General features: G+C 60.5%; 14 protein-coding genes. 9 read left to right on the top strand and 5 right to left on the bottom strand.

What is annotated here, in order from left to right:
* Positions 1–108: 108 nt before the first annotated feature.
* The 5 genes from corA to N688_RS13430 all read left to right on the top strand — a co-directional run bounded on the left by corA (position 109) and on the right by N688_RS13430 (position 5,560).
* Entirely contained in the window at positions 109–1,086 is a 978-nt protein-coding gene (gene corA, locus N688_RS13450) for a magnesium/cobalt transporter CorA (protein WP_052889759.1), read from the top strand.
* 197 nt (positions 1,087–1,283) lie between these two features.
* Positions 1,284–2,075, top strand: coding sequence for an enoyl-CoA hydratase-related protein (locus N688_RS13445; RefSeq protein WP_052889758.1), 792 nt, complete (start codon positions 1,284–1,286; stop codon positions 2,073–2,075).
* Between the two features lies 1 nt (position 2,076).
* Positions 2,077–4,104, top strand: coding sequence for an acetyl-CoA carboxylase biotin carboxylase subunit (locus N688_RS13440; protein ID WP_052889757.1), 2,028 nt, complete (start codon positions 2,077–2,079; stop codon positions 4,102–4,104).
* Between the two features lie 124 nt (positions 4,105–4,228).
* Complete coding sequence (locus tag N688_RS13435; RefSeq protein WP_156025418.1) at positions 4,229–5,170, top strand: NAD(P)-dependent oxidoreductase; 942 nt, start codon at positions 4,229–4,231, stop codon at positions 5,168–5,170.
* 177 nt (positions 5,171–5,347) lie between these two features.
* Complete coding sequence (locus N688_RS13430) at positions 5,348–5,560, top strand: hypothetical protein (protein WP_052889755.1); 213 nt, start codon at positions 5,348–5,350, stop codon at positions 5,558–5,560.
* A gap of 66 nt (positions 5,561–5,626) precedes the next feature.
* On the opposite strand, the gene N688_RS13425 is transcribed toward N688_RS13430, so the two are convergent.
* The 3 genes from N688_RS13425 to N688_RS13415 form a co-directional block, all read right to left on the bottom strand.
* Positions 5,627–6,688, bottom strand: a complete 1,062-nt coding sequence (locus tag N688_RS13425; RefSeq protein ID WP_052889754.1) for a site-2 protease family protein — start codon at positions 6,686–6,688, stop codon at positions 5,627–5,629.
* 215 nt (positions 6,689–6,903) lie between these two features.
* Positions 6,904–8,238, bottom strand: coding sequence for an Nramp family divalent metal transporter (locus N688_RS13420; RefSeq protein ID WP_081838828.1), 1,335 nt, complete (start codon positions 8,236–8,238; stop codon positions 6,904–6,906).
* Positions 8,239–8,497: 259 nt separating this feature from the next.
* On the bottom strand, positions 8,498–9,739 hold the full coding sequence (locus N688_RS13415; protein WP_052889753.1) for a competence/damage-inducible protein A: 1,242 nt from the start codon (positions 9,737–9,739) through the stop codon (positions 8,498–8,500).
* A 456-nt stretch (positions 9,740–10,195) separates the two neighbouring features.
* On the opposite strand from N688_RS13415, the gene N688_RS13410 reads away from it, so the two are divergent.
* Positions 10,196–13,567 carry an intein-containing adenosylcobalamin-dependent ribonucleoside-diphosphate reductase gene (locus tag N688_RS13410; RefSeq protein ID WP_052889752.1) on the top strand — a complete coding sequence of 1,124 codons (3,372 nt, stop codon included), beginning with the start codon at positions 10,196–10,198 and terminating at the stop codon, positions 13,565–13,567.
* Positions 13,568–14,001: 434 nt separating this feature from the next.
* On the opposite strand, the gene N688_RS13405 is transcribed toward N688_RS13410, so the two are convergent.
* Both N688_RS13405 and N688_RS13400 read right to left on the bottom strand, forming a co-directional pair.
* Positions 14,002–16,254 carry a sodium-translocating pyrophosphatase gene (locus N688_RS13405; RefSeq protein WP_052889751.1) on the bottom strand — a complete coding sequence of 751 codons (2,253 nt, stop codon included), beginning with the start codon at positions 16,252–16,254 and terminating at the stop codon, positions 14,002–14,004.
* Between the two features lie 852 nt (positions 16,255–17,106).
* Positions 17,107–18,321, bottom strand: a complete 1,215-nt coding sequence (locus N688_RS13400) for a 6-phosphofructokinase (RefSeq protein ID WP_052889750.1) — start codon at positions 18,319–18,321, stop codon at positions 17,107–17,109.
* Between the two features lie 295 nt (positions 18,322–18,616).
* On the opposite strand from N688_RS13400, the gene N688_RS13395 reads away from it, so the two are divergent.
* The 3 genes from N688_RS13395 to N688_RS13385 all read left to right on the top strand — a co-directional run bounded on the left by N688_RS13395 (position 18,617) and on the right by N688_RS13385 (position 22,888).
* The gene (locus tag N688_RS13395) at positions 18,617–19,249 is read left to right on the top strand and encodes a mycothiol-dependent nitroreductase Rv2466c family protein (RefSeq protein WP_052889749.1); all 633 of its coding nucleotides are present in this window, start codon (positions 18,617–18,619) and stop codon (positions 19,247–19,249) included.
* Positions 19,250–19,533: 284 nt separating this feature from the next.
* Positions 19,534–21,225: a family 20 glycosylhydrolase gene (locus N688_RS13390; protein ID WP_052889748.1), complete on the top strand. Its 1,692-nt coding sequence runs from the start codon at positions 19,534–19,536 to the stop codon at positions 21,223–21,225.
* Positions 21,226–21,508: 283 nt separating this feature from the next.
* Positions 21,509–22,888: an NAD(P)/FAD-dependent oxidoreductase gene (locus N688_RS13385; protein WP_081838826.1), complete on the top strand. Its 1,380-nt coding sequence runs from the start codon at positions 21,509–21,511 to the stop codon at positions 22,886–22,888.
* The last annotated feature ends 243 nt before the right edge of the window (positions 22,889–23,131 follow it).

Below are 23,131 nucleotides of genomic sequence, written 5' to 3'. Positions count from 1 at the left end.
ACGAGCCAGATATGCCCCGCTGGTAGAGCGGGGAACACCCTCGTTGGCTGGTTAGCTGGCTAGCTAGCTGGCAGTTTCTTGCTTAAGAGGAAGGAGTAGCCCACCCTCATGTTGAAGGCGCTGCGTTGCAATTCCCAGGAGCATTGCTTTCAGCGTGTCGCTTCCCTGGCCGAGGCCCGGCAGGCCCTGGCCGAGCCGCAGACTGTGCTCTGGCTGGATCTGTTCAATCCAGGCCCGGAGGAGTTGCAGCGCGTGGGGGAGGCTTTCCATCTGCATCCGCTGGCGGTGGAAGACGCCGGTCATAAGCATCAGCGCCCCAAAATCGAGGAGTATGATAGCTTCTACCTGATCGTCTTTTACACGATACAGGCGGAGCCGTCGACAGATCGTCTGCGGGTCTGTGAGCTGTCGATCTTTCTGGGGGAGCGTTATCTGATCACGGTGCATAGTGAGCCTATTCCCGAGCTGGATGAGACCGAGCAGCGCTGGACACGCAATGTGCGCCAGCTGGAGGGTGGGGTGATTGTCCTGCTCTACTCTCTCCTCGACACGATCGTCGATCAGTATTTCCCGGTGCTGGATGCTATGGTCGAGCAGGCTGAGGACCTGGAGGATCGTCTCTTCAGCGGTGAGCTGCGTCAGCGCTCCTTTACTCAGGACCTGCTGGCCCTCAAGAAGCGCTTCCTGACGCTGCGCCGCATTGCTGGTCCCGAGCGCGATGTGCTCAATGTGCTCACGAATCGCGATAACCCTCTCTTCAACGAGCATGCCTTGCTCTATTTCCGCGATGTCTACGATCACATTATGCGCGTCGCCGATACCGTTGATCTCTACCGCGATCAGCTGAGTTCGACGATGGATGCGAACCTCTCGATCGTCTCCAATGACCTCAATAAGACGATGCGCACGCTGACGGCGGCCTCGATTGTTTTGATGGTCGATGCCTTGCTGGCAGGGATCTGGGGGATGAACTTCGAGTATATGCCCGAGTTGCATTGGACCTATGGCTATGCACTGGCTCTGACTGTGATGGCCGTGATCTCACTGCTCCTGCTGCTGATCTTCCGTCGCCTGCGCTGGCTCTAGGGCGAGGGGGCGGGCCTGGTCAACACGAGAAATCCAGGCTGTGCGTTGGCCAGAGGATGGTATAATAAAAAGCAATGAGCAAATGAGAAGCTGCGGCGGCTATAGGCTCCCTGCTCTTGGGGGCCGGGTGCTGGCGGGCGGACCGCCTGAGCGGTTTCGCCTGATGTGCAGCTGAGCCTTTGTCAGGGATAGTCACAATGGAGTACACCCTACTCAGTGTTGAACGCAGCTTTCAGAATCGGGTCGCGACGGTGACGCTGCAGCGCCCCGAAGTCCACAATGCTTTTAATGCACAGTTGATTGAAGAGCTACGCACTGCCTTCACTGCTTTGCGCGACGATGAGCGGCTACATGCTGTCGTTCTGACCGGTGCGGGTGCCTCTTTTAGTGCCGGAGCTGATATCAAGATGATGCAGCAGGCAGTGAAGCTGAGCCGTGAGGAGAATGTGGCTGAGGCTTGGCGCTTAGCTGATCTCTTTGAGGCGATCAATACGTTCCCCTGTCCGGTGGTGGCCCGCGTCAATGGGACGGCGATGGGCGGCGGTTTGGGGCTGATTGCGGCCTGCGATCTGGTGATCGCGGTCGAGGCGGCGCGCTTTGCTTTTAGCGAGGTGCGTCTAGGCATCGCTCCGGCGGTGATTGCCCCCTACGTGGTGCGCAAGATCGGCGAGGGCCAGGCGCGGGCGCTCTTTGTGACGGGGGAACAGTTTACAGCGGCGCGAGCGCGCGAGCTGGGGCTGGTGCATGTAGTAGTGGCTGCTCAGGAACTGGATACGGCGGTAGAGCAGGCGCTGCATCAGCTGCTGCGCGGTGGGCCGCGGGCCTTGCGGGCCTGCAAGGCGTTGGCTCTGCAGGTTGGGGAACTGAGCCGCGAGGCGGCGCGCGACTATACTGCCAATCTGATTGCCGACTTGCGGGCGAGTCCCGAGGGACAGGAGGGCCTGCGGGCCTTCCTGGAGAAGCGCAAAGCCAACTGGGTGGTCAGCTAAAATGTTCAAGAAGATCTTGATCGCCAATCGAGGAGAGATCGCGCGTCGCATCATGGCCACCTGTCGGGCAATGGGCATCCGTACCGTCGCCGTCTACTCAGATGCCGATCGTCGGGCACCGCATGTCTACGAGGCTGACGAAGCCTATCCGATCGGCTCTGCGCCTGCCAGCGAGAGCTATTTGCGCATCGAGGCTATCATTGCGGCGGCCCGTCAGGCCGAAGCCGAAGCGATCCACCCTGGCTATGGCTTCCTCTCGGAGAATCCAGCCTTCGCCGAGGCCTGTCAAGAAGCTGGCCTGGTCTTCATCGGTCCCCCTGCTGCGGCCATGCGTCTCATGGGCTCGAAGATTGCCGCGCGCCAGGTAGCGCAGCAGGTCGGGGTACCAACTGTGCCGGGCTACGATGGTCCCCAGCAAGACCCGCCGCGTTTGCTGCAGGAAGCGGAACGCATCGGGGTGCCGCTCTTGATTAAGGCGGCGGCTGGAGGTGGGGGCAAGGGGATGCGCGTGGTGCGCTCGCTAGAAGACTTCCCGGCCCAGCTGGAGGGGGCGCAGCGCGAGGCCCTGGCGGCCTTTGGCGATGGCACGGTCTTTCTTGAGCGCTTGCTAGAGCGGCCTCGTCACATTGAGTTCCAGATACTGGCCGACGCCTACGGTCAGGTTGTCCATCTGGGTGAGCGCGAATGTTCGATCCAGCGCCGCCATCAGAAAATTGTCGAGGAAAGCCCGTCGCCGGCCCTGACACCGGCTCTGCGCGCCCGCATGGGCGAGGCTGCCGTACGTATTGCCCGCGCTGCAGGCTATGTCAATGCTGGCACGCTTGAGTTCTTGCTTGACTGCGATCAGCGCTTTTATTTTCTGGAGATGAACACGCGCTTGCAGGTTGAGCACCCGATCACTGAGCTAGTGATGGGCCTCGATCTGGTGCGCCAGCAGATTCTCATCGCCGCTGGCGAACCGTTGCGTCTGCATCAAGAGGAGCTGGTAGCGCGTGGCCATGCCCTTGAAATGCGCCTCTATGCGGAAGATCCCGAGCAGCAGTTTCTCCCCTCTACTGGTCCTGTGCTCCGTTTTTTCGCCCCGCAGCGGCCTGGTATGCGCATTGATAGCGGCGTAGAAAGCGGCTCTGATGTCAGTCAATTCTATGATCCGATGCTGGCCAAGCTGATCACCTATGGTGAAGATCGTGCCGCCAGCATCGCACGCATGCGCACCTTGCTGGAGGAGCTGGCGGTCTTTGGGGTCAAGACCAACAGCGCTTTGCTGCACGCCATTACTGAGAACGCAGCCTTTCGTGAGGGCCTGACCTTCACCAGCTTTTTGGAGGAGCAGGGACTGCTTGAGCGGGGGACCTTACGGGAGCGGGCGGCATTGCCCTTAGCTTTGAAGGCCGCCGCTCTGGCCGAGGTGGTGAACGAAGAGCGAGGTGAGCGCAATCCCTGGCGGCGACTTGGTCCCTGGCGCCTGAGTGGTGGGGGGCAGCTGCTGCGCTACCGCTACGAGGGAGAAGAGCATCAGGTTTGCCTTGAGCGCCTCCCTGGCAGGGGTGGAAGCTGGCGCGTCCAGGTTGATGGGGGCGAGCCGGAGGAAATACTGCCGCAGCTGGCGCTAGATGGGGCGCTCTCCCTGCAGGCTGGGGCGCGCCGCGAGCGTGTCCAGTTTTTACGGCTGGCCGGAGAGACGCAGGTCATGCTGCGGGGAAGACTCTATTGCCTGCAGCGACCTCAGCCACCGGCTATTGAGAGCAGCCTGCGGGGAAGTGGCCAGCGTGGCGGCCAGAGCCTGACGGCCCCAATGGCTGGCACCATTGTCAAAGTGCAGGTCAGCGAGGGAGAGGCTGTCAAGCAGCGTCAGGCCCTGGTCATTCTCAGTGCCATGAAGATGGAGCACGTCATCGCTGCTCCCTATGATGGCGTTGTCCGACGCATCCATTATCGTGAGGGCGATGTTGTCCAGGGCGGAGCTGTTGTTGTCGAGGTAGAAGTGGGCCAGAGCGAGGCGGCCCTGGCGACGACCTCGGAGGCATGAGGCAAAAAGAAGGAAGGAAGGGCCTCGGAGCAGCGAATGGCGCGATGCAGCTCGAGCGGGGCGTGGGTCGGAAGAGAGCGCCAGGGAGCGCAGCCAGCGCTGTATCGATTGGCGAAGAAAGGACGTGATAGTTACAATGAAGGTCGGCTTCATTGGGATCGGGACAATGGGGCGTCCGATGACGCTCAACCTGCTCAAAGCCGGACATGAAGTCGCGGTCTATGCGCGTCATCCTGAGAAGCCTGGTGTCCAGGAAGTGCTCCAGGCGGGGGCCAGACTGGTCCCATCGCCACGCGAGCTGGCTGCTGGAGTCGAAGTCGTCATCACGATGGTTCCCACCTCACAGGATGTTGAGCAGCTGGTCACTGGTCCCGATGGTATTCTAGAGGGGGCGCGACAGGGCCTGGTCATCATCGATATGAGCACTATTGCGCCGGCAACGAGCCGTCGCCTGTCCCAGCTCGCTGCCGAGCGTGGAGTATATTTCCTGGATGCGCCAGTGAGCGGAGGCTCGCAGGGAGCGATCGCTGGCACGCTGGCCATTATGGTTGGGGGCGAGCGGGCCATTTTCGAGCAAGTCCGTCCGTTGCTCGAAGCGATGGGGAAAGCCGAGCGCATCTTCTATGTCGGTCCCTCGGGGGCTGGCGAAGTCGTCAAGCTCGTCAACAATCTCCTGGCCGGCGTTATTGCGGCGGCCACCGCCGAGGCCCTGGTGCTGGGAGTCAAGGCCGGCGCCGATGTAGAGCTGATGGCGAACATTATCAGTGTCAGCACGGGTGCCAACTGGCAGCTGGCCAATCAATTTCCCATGCGTGCTTTTACTGGCAGCTTCCAGCCCGGTTTCATGACCGATCTCTTGCAGAAGGATCTCACTCTTGCTCTGGAGCTGGGGGCGCAGTATCAGACACCTCTGCCATTAGCAGGGCTGACCCGCCAGCTTTATGAGATGGCTCGCGCCGAGGGCTATGGCCGCCAAGACTATACCGCTTTGCTCAAGGTCTTAGAGCGGCTGGCTGGCGTGGAAGTGCGTAGCCGCGCAGCTGCCAACCAGGAGCAAGCCAAATAAAAAAAGTAATGGGTGCCAGGCCGTCCAGGTCGAGCGCGGATCACCACTCACCCGCCGCGACGGACGGCCAGCAGGTCAGGCTTATCCTCTACCTGCGCGATCTGCTCTCAGTTCTGGGGGAGCCGGGTGCAGGCACGATGGCCGGGCAGAATAGAGCAGAAAAAAGGAGGAACCACGATGGAGCAGCTTTCTCACGAACAGGCCAGCGAGAAGATTGTAGCCCTGGAGCGCCGGCTCAAGAAAGAGCAACAAGCTAAAGCCCGCCGCAGCGGTGATGCCTGCCTGTGCCCTTCCTTCTCCCTCGTTACCAGCCTGGGGGCGGCTGACATTTCTGTTCCCAAGGGGTCGAGGAGTACCCGCCCTCTACCACCGCGTCCTTCGAAGTCCTGAGCGGACCCTATTTTCGCGGGGAAGGGTGGAGGGAGAGAGAGAGAGAGAGAGAGGGAGGAAGAAAGATTAGAGGCTATAGGGGATGATCAGGCTGCGCGCCAGCGACATAGCGAGCGAGAGCAGGATAATCAGCCCGAAGTAGGCTACTGCTATGGCGATGCGAAAGCGCAGGGGGACATCGTAGTAATGGTGCGGATGGAGGGCATCTTCGCTGTGCTGTATCCAGAGCGCCACGGCGCTGATGGCCAGCAAGAAAAATAGCCAGGGGGAGAAGTCGCCATTGATCCAGAGCCAGATCTGATAAGCCAGCAAGAGCAGCAGGCCAATCAGAGAGAGGCGGCGATCGATTGCTCCCATGATGCGCCCGCCATCCAGCATTGGGGCAGGGATCAAATTCAACAGGTTGATAAAGAAACCAAAGTAGGCCAGCGGAGCCCAGACGCCTGCCGGATGGAGCCAGGCCAGCAACAGACAGACAGCGGAACCAAGCGCGCCAGCCAGTGGGCCAGCAATGCCAATCTCAGCATCGTCGCGAGCATTCTGCGGATGACGTTTCATCAGCACCGCGGCCCCCAGCAAAGGGATGAAGATCATGCCCCCTAGAGGGATGCCTTTGGCCTTAATGACGATGGCATGTCCCAGCTCATGTATGAAGAGCAGCACCACGATTCCCAGGCCGAAGGCCCAGCCGAAGATCATGGCGTAAAAAGCCAGCGAGACGAGCGCTGAGATGCCTGCCCAGCCGAATTTCAGTAGCCAGCCGAGCCATTGAAACTTCAGGAGCAGAGCCAGCAGTGCTGCCAGACTGCCGCCCAGGCCAGCCAATCCCTTCTTCCCCTTGATGCTCGTGGTAGATGAGCCTTTTTGTGCCGTTCCTGCCAGAGTCTCCTCACCCTGGCTATGATGAACCGCGTCAGAGGTATAGCGTGCCACATCCGCCGGGCTACGATACGGCTGCAACTCTGCCTGACCTGCTGTTGCAGCAGGAGCAGGATCGGAGTACCAATCGGATGAGGGGCGGTAGAAGTCGGGATGCGTATAATCAAGCGTCTTTTCGAGCGAGGCAGGTGGCTCGTTGCGATCGCCCTGGGCTGTGTTGCTATAGGCATGGCCTGGATCTCGCTCCATGCTTCGGGCCTCTCTCCTCCTTTTCTTGCCGCACTAATGTAATACTATTCTAGCACATGTCGGCCAAAAAAGCTTGTTTGCCAGAGGGTCATCGATCTTTGGAGACAAAGGAGGGGGCGCAGTGGGTCGGCCAGGCCAAGTGCGTGAGAGTGCTGGCAGTGATAGAGGGGAGGGTGAGCGTCTTGCTTCTCTTGCTTGCTTGCTTGATCCAGCTCTCAGGAGTGCAAGAGATTGACGACCAGCAAGACCAGGGTCAGGATAGAGACAAAGAGAACGGTGGCCCAGCCGAAGATATTGAAGAGCAGTGAATTTTTGTGTTTCCCCATCAGGCGGCGATTGTTGACCAGCAGAATAATGAAGACCAGGATAATCGGCAGCATGGCCGTATTGATATCCTGGAGCACAATCAGCACCTGGAAGATGGGCAGCCCTGGAATCAGCGTCACCAGGACCCCCAGCACGATCAGGGCTGTAAAGAGGCCCTGAAAGACTGGCGCCTCACGGAAGCTGCGTGAGAGGCTGCGCTCAAAGCCGAAGGCTTCGCAAATAGCGTAGGCTGTTGAGAGAGGCAGAACAGCTGCCGCCAGCAGTGAAGCGCCGAAGAGGCCAATGCTGAAGAGGAGCGAGGCATAGGGGCCGGCCAGGCTGCGCAGAGCGAAGGCTGCATCCAGCGCTGTGCTTGCCGGGTGATGGGAGACAAAAAGCGTCGCCCCCGTAGCCACAACGATAAAGAAAGAAATAAGCGTCGCGAAGAGTGTCCCGCTATAGACGTCGATCTGCTCATAAATGTACTCGCCAGCATGGATGCCCTTGTCGGCAACAGCGGACTGCACATAGAAGAGCATATAGGGGCTGATAGTGGTACCCACCAGGGCCGCCGCTGTCAGCAGGTAGTCACTATCCAGCTGGAAAGCGGGAACGACGCTTTGGTGGCCGATGGCTCCCCAATCGGGATGGGCGACGAAGGCAGCGGGGATGTAAGAGAGGAAGCCGAGAGACATCGCAATAAAGACCTTCTCCACCCGCCGATAGGAGCCTTTAATCACCAGCCACCAGAGCGCCAGCCCACAGACTGGCACGGTCACATAGATCCAAGGCGTATGCACGTCCTGAGCCAGCACCTGCACACTGGCGCCGATGCCGAGAAACTCCGAAATCGTAATCCCCGTGTTTGCAATCAGCAGCGCCAGCATGGCGAGCGCTGTCCAGCGCACCCCGAACTCCTCGCGAATCAGATCGGCCAGTCCCTTGCCGGTCACCGCGCCCATGCGAGCGCACATCTCCTGAATCACAGCCACAAAAAAGCTGCTAATGAAGAGGGCCCACAGCAGGTTGTAGCCATAGTTAGCCCCGGCAGCCGAGTAGGTAGCAATACCCCCGGCGTCATTGCCCGCATTGGCCGCGATCAGACCTGGACCGAGCACGGCCAGCAGTCGGATCAACGGCGATGAGCGGCTCAGACGGAAAGGAAAACGGGACCGCGCCGGTTTCCTGCGGGCGGCGCGGTCCTTTCTCTGCAGCTCCGTTATCTTCTGGCCAGATCTCTCCATAGCGCACCAGCATCAGTTCAGCTAGCAAGGTGCCGTTTATCTTGGCCCCAAGCCGGAGGAAGTCGCGAAGGGTGGTCCCTGCGGCGCTCGCGACCTGCGCCAGTAGGCTGAGACTGGCCTGCAGCCTACCATGCTCTGAGCGCGCGTGCAGGGCGTGGTAATGATAGCACTCAGGCTGGTCTTCTGGCAAGGGGCCAACAGCCCAAACTGACCGGCGGCTGACGATTACCGGGATGGCAATCTACCCAGCCGGGCGCTGCTATTGGGCCTTCTTCAAGCCCAACAGATGGAGGCGAAGCAGATTCAGGGCGGCGAGAGCGGAGCGGTACTTCTGGTCCTCCCGGTTGCCGCGCCAGCCGCTGCCGCTGGAAGTCACCACGCCGGTCGGTCCGGCGATCGCCAGAAACAGGGTCCCCGCCGGTTGCTGCTCGAACGGCTCTGGGCCGGCCACGCCGGTGATGCCAAGACCGTAGTCGGCAGCCAGACGCTGGCGGGCGAGCTGAGCCATAGCGCGTGCCGTCTCCTCGCTGACCAGGCCGGCTCGTTCGACTGGCTCAGGGGAGAGGCCCATCTCCTGAGCGACAGCGCGACTGTAGGCTACCAGTCCACCGCGGAAATAGCGCGAGCTGCCGGGTATATCCGTGATCAGGCTGGAGAGCAATCCCCCGGTGAAGCTCTCCATCACCGCCAGCGTCTGACCGCGTTGGGCCAGCATGGTTCCGACCACGCTTGGGAGCGTCTCCTTGTCGACCCCGAAAATGTAGTTGCCAAGCACCTCGCGAATGCGCGCCTCAGTTTCACTGACCAGGCGCTCGGCCTCCTTGTGGCTGGCCGCCTTGGCAGTCACGCGCACATCCACGGCATCGCTCTTGGCGTAGGTGGCTACCGTCGGATTGCTCGCATGAATGAAAGGCTCCAGGCGCTGCTCAACCGTCGACTCTCCCAGGCCGATGACGCGCAGAATGCGTGTGAAGATCAGGCCCCCAGTATAGGGACTCAGGCGCGGGATCGCCTCGGCCTCCCACATCCGATACATCTCGCGCGGTACTCCTGGCATAGCGACGATGATGCGGCCCGCCTTCTCGACCCACCAGCCGGGCGCTGTTCCTAATGGATTCGGCAGCGGGCGTGCCGAAGGAATAAGGGTGGCCTGCTTGACATTGCGCTCAGGCATCTGAACGCCGCGGGCAGCGAACCAGGCGCGCAGCTCGGCCTCCAGGCTTGGATCAACCTGCATGTGCTCCCCCAACAGCGTGCTGATCGCCTCGCGCGTCAGGTCGTCCTCGGTGGGTCCAAGACCGCCAGTCATGATGATCAATTCAGAGCGTTCCCAGGCCCGGCGCAGCGTCTCAACGATACGCTCCAGGTTATCCCCGACCTGGGAGACAAAATAGAGGTCGATCCCTAGCCCGCTCAGGCTTTGTGCCAGGTAAGTGGCGTTGGTATCGGTGATCTGGCCCAGCAACAGCTCGGTGCCGCAAGAAATAATCTCTGCCCGCATGATGCCGTCAAATCCTCCAGAACAAGCATTAGGTGGTCCGGTCCGCTCAATCAACCAGGCAGGGAGTTTCCCCAGCTGATCCAGGTGAGCTGGCTGGCTACTGACTGGCTCACTGGCTGACCTGCCACCCCCCCCTTATCATACCACGTCTCAACATCTCTCAATATGTTGTGCCTGAGAATGGGAGAATCTCAATATCTTGTGGCCAAAGGCTTGTAATCGGGGAGGTTTCCGAGTATACTGTCCCGAGGAAGGTCGACCGGGGAAATCATAGCTGAAAACTTGCCTGCAGGACAAGTTCTCTAGAAGTGAATCCTATTTCTTACCTACCCTTTCTTTGTCGTGCGTCCGGCCCCACGAGAAGCGGTCCAGCAAGCGCGTGGGGTGGTGGGTGTAGTGGTTGGTGGGAGCGGGCGGCGACTGACGAGCGGGAATTTCAGAGAGGAGTAACACAGCATGTTAGAGCAGCAGGAGTCGAAGACTCCCAAGGTGCCTGGCGATACACCGAAGCGAACGCAGCTAGAAGGCATTCGCCTCAAAGTCTTTCTTGATCGCTATTCGCTCAAGGATGCCAACGGCCAGCCGCTGGAGCACTATCCCGAAGAGCTGTGGGCGCGTGTGGCGCGGGGAATTGCGGCGGTGGAGAAGACGGAGGAGCTGCGTGCCTACTGGGAGAAGCGCTTCTATGAGGCGATGGCTGACTTCAAATTTGTACCGGGTGGGCGTATTCTGGCGGGGGCTGGCTCTGGCCATCAGGTGACCTTTTACAACTGCTACGTCATTCCCAGTCCGGAGGACAGCCGCCAGGGCATTCTTGACAACCTCAAGATCATGACCGAGATCATGGCCCGTGGTGGGGGAGTAGGCATCAACCTCTCGACCCTGCGGCCCCGTGGCTCCTACATCAAGACAGTCAACGGCACGGCTTCCGGTCCCTGCTCCTGGGCGCAGCTCTACTCGGTGGCTACGGGCGATGTCATCCAGCAAGGAGGCTCGCGGCGCGGCGCCCTTATGCTCATGCTGGACGACACCCATCCCGACGTTGAAGAGTTCATCACTGTCAAGCGTACCGAAGGCAAGATCGAGCATGCCAACCTCTCGGTCTGCATCTCTGATCGCTTCATGCAGGCTGTCAAGAACGATGAGCCGTGGAACCTCATCTGGCAGGGAGAGGTCAAGAAGACGGTGCGTGCGCGCGACCTCTGGGACCTCATTTGCAAGTCGGCCTGGGAGTCTGCCGAACCGGGCGTCGTCTTCATGGATCGCTGCAACAAAGAGGCGAACACCTGGTACTACGAAAAGATCAACTGTGTCAACCCCTGCGTCACCGGCGACACGCTCATCTACACCAGTGCGGGCCTCATTCCGGCGCGTGAGCTGGCCCAGAGTGGGCTACCCGTACAGATTGTCTCAGAAGATCTGAACCTGCCGACGGCGGCGTCTGTCGGCCACGCTCGCAGCGCCAGCCTCAGAGAGGGCCAGAAAGGAGCGACTGGACTGAGCAGTCGCCTGCGCCTGGCCAGTCCCGTCTTCCCCACAGGCATCAAGCCCGTCTACCGGCTGCGCACGCGCGAAGGCTACAGCCTGCGCCTCACTGCTGATCACCGTATTCTGACCACGAACGGCTGGAAGGCCGCTGCGGATCTCCAGCCAGGCGAGCAGCTCCATCTGCTACAGCATGGCGGAGCCTTTGGGACAGAGGGCAGCGCCGAGGTAGGTCAGGCCCTGGCCTGGCTGAGCATCAGCGCCAGCGGCCTGCAAGCTCCCGCCCCAGCCCTGTCCAAGGCCATCCTGGCTCAAGCCCAGGCTCTCAGTGCCGCCGAAGCCAAAGCATCGATGCTGGGCCAGCGCCTGCCCGCCGCTGTTCTGCGCGGCAATCGCGCCATGCAGCAGGGTTTTCTAGCCATGCTCTTCTCGCTGGCCGGTACCCTTGTCTGCGACAGCCAGGGCCTCTCTACATTGCTCCTCAGCGGCTGTGCGCGCACCCTGCTCGAAGATGTTCAGCGCCTCCTCTTGAACTTCGCCATTCTCTCCACGATTCAGCCCCGGCGCCTGAGTCGACCTGGAGAGGCGGGGGATGAACTGCTCGTCAGCGGCGGCCAGCTGCGACGCTTCAGCGAGCAGATTAGCCTGCTGCCTGCCAGTCGCCAGGGCCTCCTGAACGCCGCCGTGATCCAGAGCGCGGCCTCCGAGGAACCCGCCAGCTACCTGGCGACCTTCGAGAGCCTGGAGCCGGACGGCGAAGAGCTGGTCTACGATCTTGTTGAGCCGCAGATGCATCTCTTCATTGCCAATGGTCTCGTAGTGCACAACTGCGGAGAGCAGCCCCTGCCGCCCTGGGGCGTCTGCAACCTGGGGGCCCTCAACCTGGCCGCCTTTGTCAAAGACGGCGAAATGGACTATCAGCAGCTTGCTGAGACCGCCCGCGTAGCCATGCGCTTCCTCGACAACGTCATCGACGCCAACGAGTACTTTATCGAAGAGAACCGTCAGGCGCAGATGGCCACGCGGCGCACTGGCCTGGGCACAATGGGCCTGGCCGATGCCCTCATCAAAATGCAGGTCCCCTACGGCAGCGACCGCTCCATTCCCGTGATCGAGCGCATCTATCGCACCATTCGCGATGCGGCGTACGACGCCTCGGCGGATATCGCGGCAGAAAAAGGGCCATTCCCACGCTTCGAGCGCGAGAAATACATGCAGGGGCGTTTTATTCAGCGGCTGCCCAAAGCCATCCAGGAGAAGATTCGCAAGCAAGGCATCCGCAACGCCGTTCTGCTAACCCAGGCGCCGACGGGCACCACCAGCCTCTTCGCCGGTGTCAGCTCCGGCATCGAGCCAGTCTACGACTTCGCTATGGTGCGTCGCGACCGCACAGGTGAGCATATCCTCTACCACCCCCTCTTCAAAGCCTGGCGCGACGAACACCCGGGCGAGCCGATTCCTGATTACTTTGTGGCCGCCAACGATCTCACGCCGGAGCAACACGTGCGTGTCCAGGCCACCATTCAGAAATATACCGACGCCAGCATCAGCAAGACCGTCAATGCTCCCAATAGCCACACAGTCGAAGACGTCAAAAAGCTCTACACCCTGGCCTACGAGCTTGGCTGTAAAGGCATCACCTATATGCGCGACGGATCACGAGTCGGGGTACTCTCCCATATCGAAGACAAGAAAGGGGAGCAGCAGCAACAGCAAGCTCAGGCAGCGGCCCAGCCTGCCCAGGAACAGCAGCCGCCGCAGAGCGAGAGCAGATCTGAGCAAGGGGCGAGCCACGGACCGATGATCAAGCCCCCGCCCGAGGTCTTGCACGGCTACACCCGCAAGATTCGGGCCCCCGAGGGCAAAGTCAACGTCACCATCAACAGCGATGAGCATGGCCCACTAGAAGTCTTCGTCAACGTCGGCAAAGCCGGCAGCGACATCCTGGCTCTGGCTGAGGCCCTGGGGCGACTCATCTCGCTCATCCTGCGCATTCCCAGTCCGCTCTCGCAGGTTGATCGCATGCGCGAAGTGGCTGAGCAACTGCGGGGCATTGCCGGTAGCCGCTCAGTTGGTTTCGGCCCGCAGCAGATTCGCTCACTGCCGGACGCCGTAGCCCGGGCGCTGGAGCTCCATCTAGAGATGCTCGAAAGCGGAGCGAGCACCCCGGCCTCGCTCCATCGGCAGCCAGAGGACGAGAGCCACAGCAACAACGCTCACGACCCCTTGCCCATCGGTTACCTCAACGTCACCGGTAACCTGTGCCCGCAATGCGGTTGCAACACGATGGTCTACGAAGAAGGCTGTCGCAAGTGCTATAGCTGCGGCCACAGCGAATGCTAAGCTGGGGTCAGAGTCACCTTCCTGAGCCTCCTGCCTGACTTAGTGACTTAGCTCAATAAAAGAGGGGCGGAGCAGCGCAGCGCAAGGAAGGTGGCAGGCGGAGCCAAAAAAAGGGGACGGAGAAACTCCCAAGCAAGTGAGTTCTCCGCCCCCTTATCTATCTATCTCAGGCGGTGCTTGCAGTCCGCTGCCAGCGGAATATCGACGCGGAGCAAGCTCGCCAGGCCATGTCTGCCTTCCGAAACATGCTTCCCATACACATGGCGAGCGTAGAGGGAGCACCCGGGCAAAGCAGCGCCCGAGCGCCAGGTCAGGCCCAGTCACAACCCTGGAAGGTCATCCCCTGGCCCGTCGCTCCACTCCTCTCCCTTATTACGGCTGGACGAGCCTATCCGTGACCGACCTCCACTATGTCCCTGCTTGTCCTTTAGAAGCTAGACATGCAGGAAGTAGAAGAGAGGGGCCAGCACCAGCGTGATGGTGCTGAGCAGCTTAATGAGCACATGCAGCGATGGACCGGCGGTATCCTTGAAAGGATCACCGACCGTATCGCCGATCACGCTCGCCTTATGCGGTTCACTCTTCTTGCCCAGAACAATCCCCTCGGGATCGTCGGGCGGGACAATCTCCCCTTTCACATTCACACGCAGATAGCCAGCCTCAATATATTTCTTGGCATTGTCCCAGGCACCACCGCCGTTGTTCAAGAAGAGAGCCACCACGATACCGCCCATTGTGGCCACCATCAACAGACCGGCAGCCGCCTGGGGGCCAAGGATCACGCCCACAGCGATCGGGGTCAAGACCGCGACCGTGCCGGGCAGCACCATCGCTCGCAGAGCACCCGACGTACTGATGTCCACGCAGCGTGCGTAATCAGGATCGACACGCTCATCGGGGTTCTCCGCCATGATGCGAGGATTTGCGCGGAACTGACGTCGCACCTCCTCGATCATCCGCCCGGCAGCCTTCCCCACGGCCCGGATTGCCAACGAGCTGAAGAAGAAGATCAAGGCGAGGCCAAGCAGACCGGCAACGAACGTGCTCAGATTGGCCAGATCGACGCGATAGACCGTCGGATCATGGCGGAAGCTATAGAGCACATCCAGATAGGCACTGAAGAGCAGGAAAGCGGCCAGGGCTGCGGAGCCGAGGCCATAGCCCTTCGTCAGGGCCTTTGTCGTATTGCCGACGCTATCGAGCGCGTCCGTAATGGCGCGCACCGACTCAGACTGACCACTCATCTCGCTGATGCCGCCGGCGTTGTCCGTAATCGGACCGAAAGTATCCATTGTCAGGATATAAGCGCAGCTCATCAGCATACCGACGGTGGCCACAGCCGTCCCGAAGATCCCGCTGACATTGATGGACCCCAGGGAAGCCAGCGGGATATGGACCTGGCTCCCGAAGAAGTAGGACAGGCCCAAAGCGGCACTGATGGCCAGGACGGGAGCAACAATACACTCGAAGCCCACCGTAATGCCACTAATAATCGTGGTGGCCGGGCCGGTCAGGGTTGCCGCAGCGATCTCACGCACCGGGCGCCAGGTCCCGGAGGTGTAATACTGCGTGATAAAGACAAAGGCGATGCTCAGAGCAATGCCGACCGTACCGGCCAGGGCGAACCAGAGCCAGGCGGGCAGACCATAGTTCGCCGAGACCGAACTCTGTCCGAGCAGCAGATAGCAGCCCAGGAACATCCCGACGAGCGAGAGAGCACAGGTAATATAGTAGCCGATATTCAGGCGCTGCATAGCAATCTGGCCGGGATCGCGGCCAGCCGCCTTCTCGGGTTCAATCACAGCCGAAGCTCGGACCGAGAGCACACCGATGGCCGAAGCGATCAGCCCGAAGGCGCCCAGCACCAACGGGAAGAGCATCCAGCCGATGTTGCCGGTGGCCTGAAAGAGGGTGGCGCCCAGGATCATGGTACCGATATTTTCAGCCGCCGTCGACTCGAAGAGATCGGCACCACGCCCGGCACAGTCGCCCACGTTGTCACCCACCAGGTCGGCCACCACAGCCGGATTGCGCGGGTCGTCCTCGGGAATATTCGCCTCAACCTTGCCGACCAGATCCGCCCCCATATCGGCGGCCTTCGTATAAATACCGCCGCCGAGCTGAGCGAAAAGGGCCACGAAGCTGGCGCCGAAGCCGAAGCCGACGATCAACGACGGCGTCGTGGCCGGGCTGGACAGGCCGCCAAAGATGGTGAAGAGCAGAGAGACACCCAGTATCGAAAGCGCGACCACCAGGAAGCCGGAAACAGCCCCCCCGCGCAGCGCCACGACCAGGGCTTCGCCCAGGCTGCGGCGCGCCGCGCTGGCGGTGCGACTATTGGACTTCACGGCAACGTACATGCCTGTATAGCCCGAGATACCAGAGCAGAGCGCTCCCACCAGAAAAGCGAGAGCGGTGTGCCAGGCCAGATTGAACCGTACAGCCAGCGTACCCTGGCCAAGGAGCGCCAGGGCGGCTGCCACCAGCACAGCCGCACCGATCGCCAGCAATGCGATGGTGCGATACTGCCGATTGAGAAAGGCGGTTGCGCCGGAGAAGATGGCATTCGCGATCTTCTGCATTGAAGGCGTACCTGTATCTCTCCGCAGTACGTCGTTGATCAAAAAGGCCGCAAACAGCACGGCGAGGAGTCCCACACCGATGGGGACCAAGATGTAATAGACCATTCAACCTCCTTGGAAGGCAGATAGTGTCAATACGAACACCCAGCTCAAAGTGAGGCCAGAACAATCTGGCGATGGCCGTGATGGCAGGAAGTAGCAAGGCCCTGGTGCGGGCGGACTGACGATGCTAGCAGTAGAACATTATTCTTATTTATCATATTATCCTGTCTTTCGTCAAGTTTGAAAAATAGCTAAAGCTGCCTCTAGGCCGGCTCTGAAAGACCCTGATCAGGCCCGCAAAACGCCGTGGTTCCCCTGTTCCTCACTCGCTGCTGCTGACACCTATAGTCGATAGTGAACCCTGTAATTACATGGCAAATAGTCGAGTTATAATCAATGCGCCCCTCCTCTCTCCAGGACGTCCTGGGCCTGCACGGAGGGTAGTCCTCATCAATCAGTGGTTGCTGCCAGGGTAGTGTCGGCCCTGGCGGCTGGCTGCGCAGTGCAGTGCACTGCCGAAAAAGGCCTGCTCCTCTTTCCTGGTTAGCCAGCGCAAGGAGAAGCAACAGCCCTGACTCCCAAGTGGACAGCCGGGAGAGCCAGCCAGCTCATGCGAGGGAGAGCGGTCCCTTATCTCGGGCCCGCTGCAAAGCCGGGCGGAAGGATAGATGCAATCGAAAGAACGCTGGTAACTCACGAGGAGGGATCGGCGAAGCCGCCTCTTTGCTGATGTCAACGGCAACGCCGACGCTGTGCGTCTGTCTACACCTCACCGATCCCCTACGTTACTGCTGATACGATAGGAAGAGCGCCCTACCACGCCATGCCCCGCTCTGATGAGGCGCGGGGTCCGCTCGCCCGCTCTGTGGCGGGTTCTGCCCCGGCCTGGGTGAAGGTGCTGCTGATCTCACGATCTCACAATGGCATATATGGGCCAGTGATGTGCTCAAAGCGCGGGCGATAGCGAGTCGGGTGGTAGTCATCGGGATTGACGCGCCGCGCCGGCTTATCTTTCCCGGGGAGATCGGTGTAGATGATCTTGCCCTCGCGGTGGCCGACCATCGCGCCGTGAATGCCCTGCTCCACCAGGCTCATGGCCATGTTAGCCAAATAGATGGCCATGTGGCGATCGTAGACATCTGGCTCGCCGCTGCGCAGAATATACGTCAGGTCGATCGGCAAGAAGCGCACGCCTGGCAGGCGCTCGCTCAGCTGGCCGGCCAGGAACTCGGCCACGTTGGCCTTCTTGCGATGGCCATAGGCGTCTGCCGGACCGACCTCCGGCACTGGTATGCCCAGATTGGCCCCCTCGGAAAGCACAACGATCGAATAGTGGTTAGGATTATTGCGCCGGTCGTTGGCAACCAGCTCGGCCAGGTGATCGATATTGGCCGGTACCTCTGGGATCAGCAGGCGGTCGGCCCAGGTTGCGATGGCCGTTTCCAGAGCGGTAAAACCGGCATCGCGTCCAAAGAGGCGGAAGAGTGCTGTCTCGCTGTGAGAGCCGAGGGTTGAGCGCAGGCGTCCGATGAACTCGCTTGCGCGGTTGATAGCTGTCTGGAAGCCGATGCAATAATCAGTGCCAGGAACATCGTTGTCCATGGTCTTCGGGATGCCCCAAACAGGGACTCCCTTTGTCCCAAGCACAGCCCCGTAGCTCAGCGTGTCATCGCCGCCGATGACGACCAGGCCGTCCAGGCCTAGAAACTCAATATTGGCCAGAACCTCATCGGTCAGATCCAGATACTCCTGCGGATCGTGTCCCTCACCGCGGTGTTTGAGATGCTCGGGCAGCTCGCTCACGCGCACGCGCGCGGGATTAGTGCGCGTTGAGAGCAAGATTGTTCCGCCCTGGCGATCGATCGTGCGGGTATTGAGTCGGTTAAGCGGCAGCAAGTAGTGATCGTCCCAGGTTTGCGGGTCTTCGGCGCGGAAGATCTGCTCCTCGCGTGGGCGATTGCGGTTGAGGAAGGTGATGCCCCTCCAGCCGTAGCGGAGCCCGATGACGCTGATCCCCAGCGTCTCCGCCCGGTAGACCAGTGCTTTGATGGCGGCATTTAGCCCCGGCACATCGCCCCCGCCGGTCAAGACGCCGAGCGTGCGGACGGGGCTTTTGATCTGTCCTGGCATGATTTCCTGTCCCTCCTGAGTTCCTAGGGATGCTAGGGATGTTTGCCTTCTGCAGTATCTCATAAACGGCGGCTCAGGTAAATAGGTGACTGACACATTGGCAAAGCAGGCGCGGGAGGGCCAGGAGCAAGGACTCGGGGCCCGGTCTCTGGTCTGTTGCTTTGTCGCGCTCTCCCTGGCCTTGACAGGTCTACGCTCCAGATTATATGGTGATAGCAGTCATTTTGTTCTCTGGTGCCTCTTGCAACACCACTGTGTTACTTTACCCATCGGCTAGAGGAGTCTTTAGCGTCCTATGGCTCAGCAAACATCTGCCACTCCCATTAAGCTGAACTTCCATTTTGATCCGCTTTGCCCGCTAGCCTGGCGTACGGCGCTCTGGATGCGCGAAGTGCGCCAGGTTCGCCCTGTGGCTGTGACCTGGCGCTTCTTCAGCCTGGAGCTAGTCAATCGCAAGGAGGGGGCGCAGCCGAATTATGAAGATCATGGTTGGGCTGGCCTGCGCACGCTGGCTCTGGTGCGGCGCCGCGAAGGCAATGAAGGAGTGGAACGTTATTATCTGGCGCTGGGTGCGGCCCTGCATGGTCGCCGTGAGAGTATCTCTGATGCGGCTGGCGTGCGCGCCGCCCTGGAGCGGGCCGGCTTGAATGCGGGCCTGGTCGATGAGGCGCTGGCTGACGAGTCAACCATCCGTGAGGTAGAGGCTGATCACCAGGAAGCGGTCGAGCGCTACCACGCCTTTGGCGTGCCAACCATTGCCCTGGAAGGCTCACAGGTGGGGTTCTATGGCCCGGTGATTATCCAGGTCCCGCGTGGCGCTGAGGCCGGCGAGTACTGGGACCATTTCTACTGGGCCTTGCAGCAGCCGAATCTCTACGAATTGAAGCGCGAGCGCGTTGGCGTCAAACTCGAGCCGATCGCTGAGTAGATCGCTCGGGTCGAGCCGTCATCCATACTCTCCTGACGCGGGCCCGAGGGTACAAGCTTTCCTGATCATTGTTCGTGGAGGCCTTGCCTTTCTCTCGGACCCGCTCTTTGTCTGGCTCGTCTGGCTCTCCCTCTTCTCCTGTCCTGACTCAGGCTCTCGGCTCTCACCAGGAAAAGGGCTATATGGTACTATTCTGCTAATCAGCTCTCCCTACTAGTAAAAGCGGATGGCAGGTACTACAATGAAACACGAACTATCCTGGTAACTGCACGGAGAGCTTGCTTGTGATTTTGCCTCAGTTGGCCTTCTTTAAGAATGGATGGCCTCCAGTCCACTGGCGCTTGACCTGGCGCCTGACTGGCGCTTTGCTGCTGGCCCTGTTGGGCCTCTTCCTGGTGGGGGCCCGCCTGGCAATTTTTCTGGCCTCCTTGCCTACCTCTGTGAATCCTCCTCCCCTGGTGATCCCGACGCTGCGCGAATGGCATGGGGGCCTGGGAACCTTTAGCTTGACCTCCGGGGCTCGCATCGTCCTTGATCCTTCTTCAGCGAGCCGCCTGCGCGCTACTGCCGCGGTCTTCCAGCAAGATTTGCAGGCCGTCTCCGGTCTGCGTTTGCCTATCATTACACAGGAGGCTCCTGGCAACGGCGATCTCTTACTTACATTGAAGAATAATGATTCAGAGATTGGCCGCGAGGGCTATGTCCTGTTGATCGCCGATAGCCTGACGATCAGCGCCCATACCGAGGCGGGGGTCTTCTACGGCACGCGCACGGTGCTTCAGATGCTCATGCAGGACCCTTTCAAAAGCCAACTGGCACGGGGCCTGGCGCGCGATTACCCCCGTTACGCCGTACGGGGGTTCATGCTGGACGTGGGGCGGCGCTACTTTTCTCCTGCCTTGCTAGAGGACTACGTGCGGCTCCTCTCTTGGTTTAAGATGAACGAATTCCAGCTTCATCTCAATGACAACGCCCCGGGAGCTGGGGAGCGGACTGACTGGCGACGGCAGTATGCGGCCTTCCGGCTCCAGAGCGCGCGCTTTCCCGGCCTGGCAGCGCGTGATGGAGCCTATAGCTGGACAGACATGGCCTCCTTGCAGGCGCTGGCCCAGACCCATGCTGTTACCATTATTCCCGAAATTGATACCCCAGCGCACGATCTGGCCCTGACCCAATACCGTCCTGATCTGGCCAGTCCCCACGCCTCTAAAGAATTCCTCAATCTTGCTAATCCTGCTACCATGCGCTTCGTTGAGGATCTCTGGAGTGAGTTCCTCCCCTGGTTTGCCAGCAGCCAGGTGCATATCGGCGCTGATGAGTATGCCCTCAATGATGCCGATCGCTATCGCTCTTTCGTCAACCGTCTGGCGACCTTTCTCAGCGGCAAAGGTAAAACGGTGCGCATGTGGGGCAGCCTCTCGCTCATGAAAAGCCGCATAGCAGTTGCGCGCAATATTGTATTGGACATCTGGAACAATCGCTGGGCCAATCCGGTGCAGATGGTACGTGAGGGCTTTCAGGTGATCAACATGAACGACAATCTGCTCTACATCGTACCGCGTGCCGGCTACTATCACGACTATCTGGACACCAAAACGCTCTACACACGCTGGCAGCCCTTCATCTTTGATCTGTCCAACCCCCATTTGAACCTGGCGCCAAATGATCCGCATCTCTTGGGGGCCATGTTCGCCCTCTGGAATGACAAGCTCAACGTGGTCAGCGATGCCCAGCTTGACGACCGAATCGAACCGGCGGTTCGCGTGCTGGGCCAGAAGCTCTGGAGTGAGGTCACACCGCTCTCCTATGGGCAATTTGCGCAGCTGGCGCTCCAGCTCAGCGCTGTGCCGGGCACCCATCTGCCGGAGCTGCCAGTGCCTTTTGAATTCACACCGCACCAGCAGGGCGAAGGGGGCCGTTTCCTCAGCTGGCGGGAGCCGCTGGCGCTGGCCACAGTCTGGAGACGCCGCCTCTAAGGGCCGCGCAGCCACTCACAAAGTTCAGCCCGGCGGATCAGATGCGCCTCTCGTGTGCCTGGAGCTAATCGGTAGGTCCTGGTTGGAATGCAGGCAGGGGATCATCGTGTTTTCTCTTTTGGAGAGAGGCAACGAGGTCCTCTACTGCTGATGAGAGGTTGCTCAATAGCAGGGCAATCGCGTCTGCCCTGGGTGGGTATCAGACCGTGTCAGAGAACGACGATGGGGCGTAGAGCTGGCCATCGTCGTTTTGTTCTCCCGAGAGAGAAAAGGGAAAACTGCCATGCCGAAACGAGCGGACGATCTTATCCCGCCGGAATACCCTGCTACCCTGGCAGGGGAAGACTGGCGTGGTTCCTTCCATAGAGAGCAGGAGCATCTCCCTCACGTCGTCATTGTCGGGGGGGGCTTTGGTGGACTGCAGGCGGCGCGGGCTTTAGGAAAAGCTCCTGTCAGAGTTACTGTCATTGATCGCACGAATCATCATCTCTTTCAGCCTTTGCTCTATCAAGTTGCTACAGCCGCCCTCTCGCCTGCTGACATCAGTGCTCCTATCAGGCATGTGCTCAGGCACAATAAGAATACCCGCGTACTGCTGGCCGAGGTCACTGGTGTTGACACGGTGGGGAGGCGGGTGCTCCTGGACGAGCGAGGAGAGCGCAGCATCCCTTACGATTACCTGATCATCGCGACGGGAGCGGGTCAGAACTACTTTGGCCATCGAGAGTGGGCCCGCTACGCTCCCGGCTTGAAGACGCTAGAGGATGCCACGCGCCTGCGCCGGCAGATTCTGCTGGCCTTTGAAGCCGCTGAGATGGAAAGCGATCCCGATCGACAGCGCGCCCTGTTGACCTTTGTGCTGGTAGGGGCTGGCCCGACAGGCGTTGAAATGGCGGGAGCCATTGCCGAGCTGGCCCATAAAGCGCTGGCTTCTGACTTTCGCACGATCAATCCCCACTCGGCGCGCATCATCCTGGTCGAGGCGGCTCCACGCATCCTGCTCTCCTTCCCGCCGGAGCTGGCCGAGAAGGCGCGCCGTGCTCTCAACCGTTTGGGCGTCGAAGTGCGCACCTCGGCGCCGGTGGAGGCTGTCGACGAGAACGGCGTTGTGATCGGGGGGGAGTATCTACCGGCCAAGACAATCATCTGGACAGCTGGTGTAGAGGCCTCGCCAGCGGGGCGCTGGCTCCAGGCCGAGGTTGATCGAGCCGGGCGCGTCAAGGTGAATCCCGATCTCAGCGTGCCGGGCCATCCCGAGATCTTTGTCATTGGCGATACGGCTCATCTCGAAGAGAAGGGGCAGCCTCTGCCTGGTCTCGCGCCGGTTGCCATGCAGGAGGGCCGCTATGTAGCGCGGGCCATTCTCCAGCGCCTGGCCGGTCAAGAGCCGGCCCCTTTCCACTATGTCAACAAGGGAAACCTGGCCACGGTGGGGCGGGCCTGGGGCCTGCTGCAGATCGGTCGGTTGCGCCTGACTGGCTTCCTGGCCTGGATATTGTGGCTGACCGTCCACATTTTCTACTTAATTGGCTTTCGCAATCGGGTCCTGGTCCTCTTCCAATGGGCCTGGGCCTACCTCACCTTCCAGCGCGGTGCCCGCCTGATCCTCTATCCCGAGCGAGCTGACAGTCGCGAAGCGGTAGCGCTGGCAGCCCTTGACTGAGCAGGAAGAGAAGAGGTCTCCCGGCACCTCAAAGCCTGGATCACAGAGCTGCCACGTCCGTCCGCCATTCAGGGGAGAGAAATCTCTGCAGGGCAGGGCAGCAGCCAGCCGCCTGGCGCTGTTCCCTACCTGCTCCCCTGACGGCGGGCGTCTTGCTTTCAGAGGAACCTTACTGCTGGCAGCGAACAGCTGAAACCAGGTAAGCTGCTGGCGCGTATCCTCTCTGGAGAGTAATTACTGACT

The sequence above is a fragment of the Thermogemmatispora carboxidivorans genome (genome assembly GCF_000702505.1).
Taxonomy (GTDB): domain Bacteria; phylum Chloroflexota; class Ktedonobacteria; order Ktedonobacterales; family Ktedonobacteraceae; genus Thermogemmatispora; species Thermogemmatispora carboxidivorans.
Note: the sequence above shows the minus strand (reverse complement) of the source record. Positions and strands in the feature narration are given on the sequence as shown.

What these genes read in the sequence shown, in the direction of transcription:
- N688_RS13385 (WP_081838826.1), top strand. Translation starts at nt 21,509, where the DNA reads ATGCCGAAACGAGCGGACGATCTTATCCCGCCGGAATACCCTGCTACC.
- N688_RS13445 (WP_052889758.1), top strand. Translation starts at nt 1,284, where the DNA reads ATGGAGTACACCCTACTCAGTGTTGAACGCAGCTTTCAGAATCGGGTC.
- N688_RS13410 (WP_052889752.1), top strand. Translation starts at nt 10,196, where the DNA reads ATGTTAGAGCAGCAGGAGTCGAAGACTCCCAAGGTGCCTGGCGATACA.
- N688_RS13425 (WP_052889754.1), bottom strand. Translation starts at nt 6,688, where the DNA reads ATGGAGCGAGATCCAGGCCATGCCTATAGCAACACAGCCCAGGGCGAT.
- N688_RS13395 (WP_052889749.1), top strand. Translation starts at nt 18,617, where the DNA reads ATGGCTCAGCAAACATCTGCCACTCCCATTAAGCTGAACTTCCATTTT.
- N688_RS13430 (WP_052889755.1), top strand. Translation starts at nt 5,348, where the DNA reads ATGGAGCAGCTTTCTCACGAACAGGCCAGCGAGAAGATTGTAGCCCTG.
- N688_RS13420 (WP_081838828.1), bottom strand. Translation starts at nt 8,238, where the DNA reads ATGGAGAGATCTGGCCAGAAGATAACGGAGCTGCAGAGAAAGGACCGC.
- N688_RS13440 (WP_052889757.1), top strand. Translation starts at nt 2,077, where the DNA reads ATGTTCAAGAAGATCTTGATCGCCAATCGAGGAGAGATCGCGCGTCGC.
- N688_RS13400 (WP_052889750.1), bottom strand. Translation starts at nt 18,321, where the DNA reads ATGCCAGGACAGATCAAAAGCCCCGTCCGCACGCTCGGCGTCTTGACC.
- N688_RS13415 (WP_052889753.1), bottom strand. Translation starts at nt 9,739, where the DNA reads ATGCGGGCAGAGATTATTTCTTGCGGCACCGAGCTGTTGCTGGGCCAG.
- N688_RS13405 (WP_052889751.1), bottom strand. Translation starts at nt 16,254, where the DNA reads ATGGTCTATTACATCTTGGTCCCCATCGGTGTGGGACTCCTCGCCGTG.
- corA (WP_052889759.1), top strand. Translation starts at nt 109, where the DNA reads ATGTTGAAGGCGCTGCGTTGCAATTCCCAGGAGCATTGCTTTCAGCGT.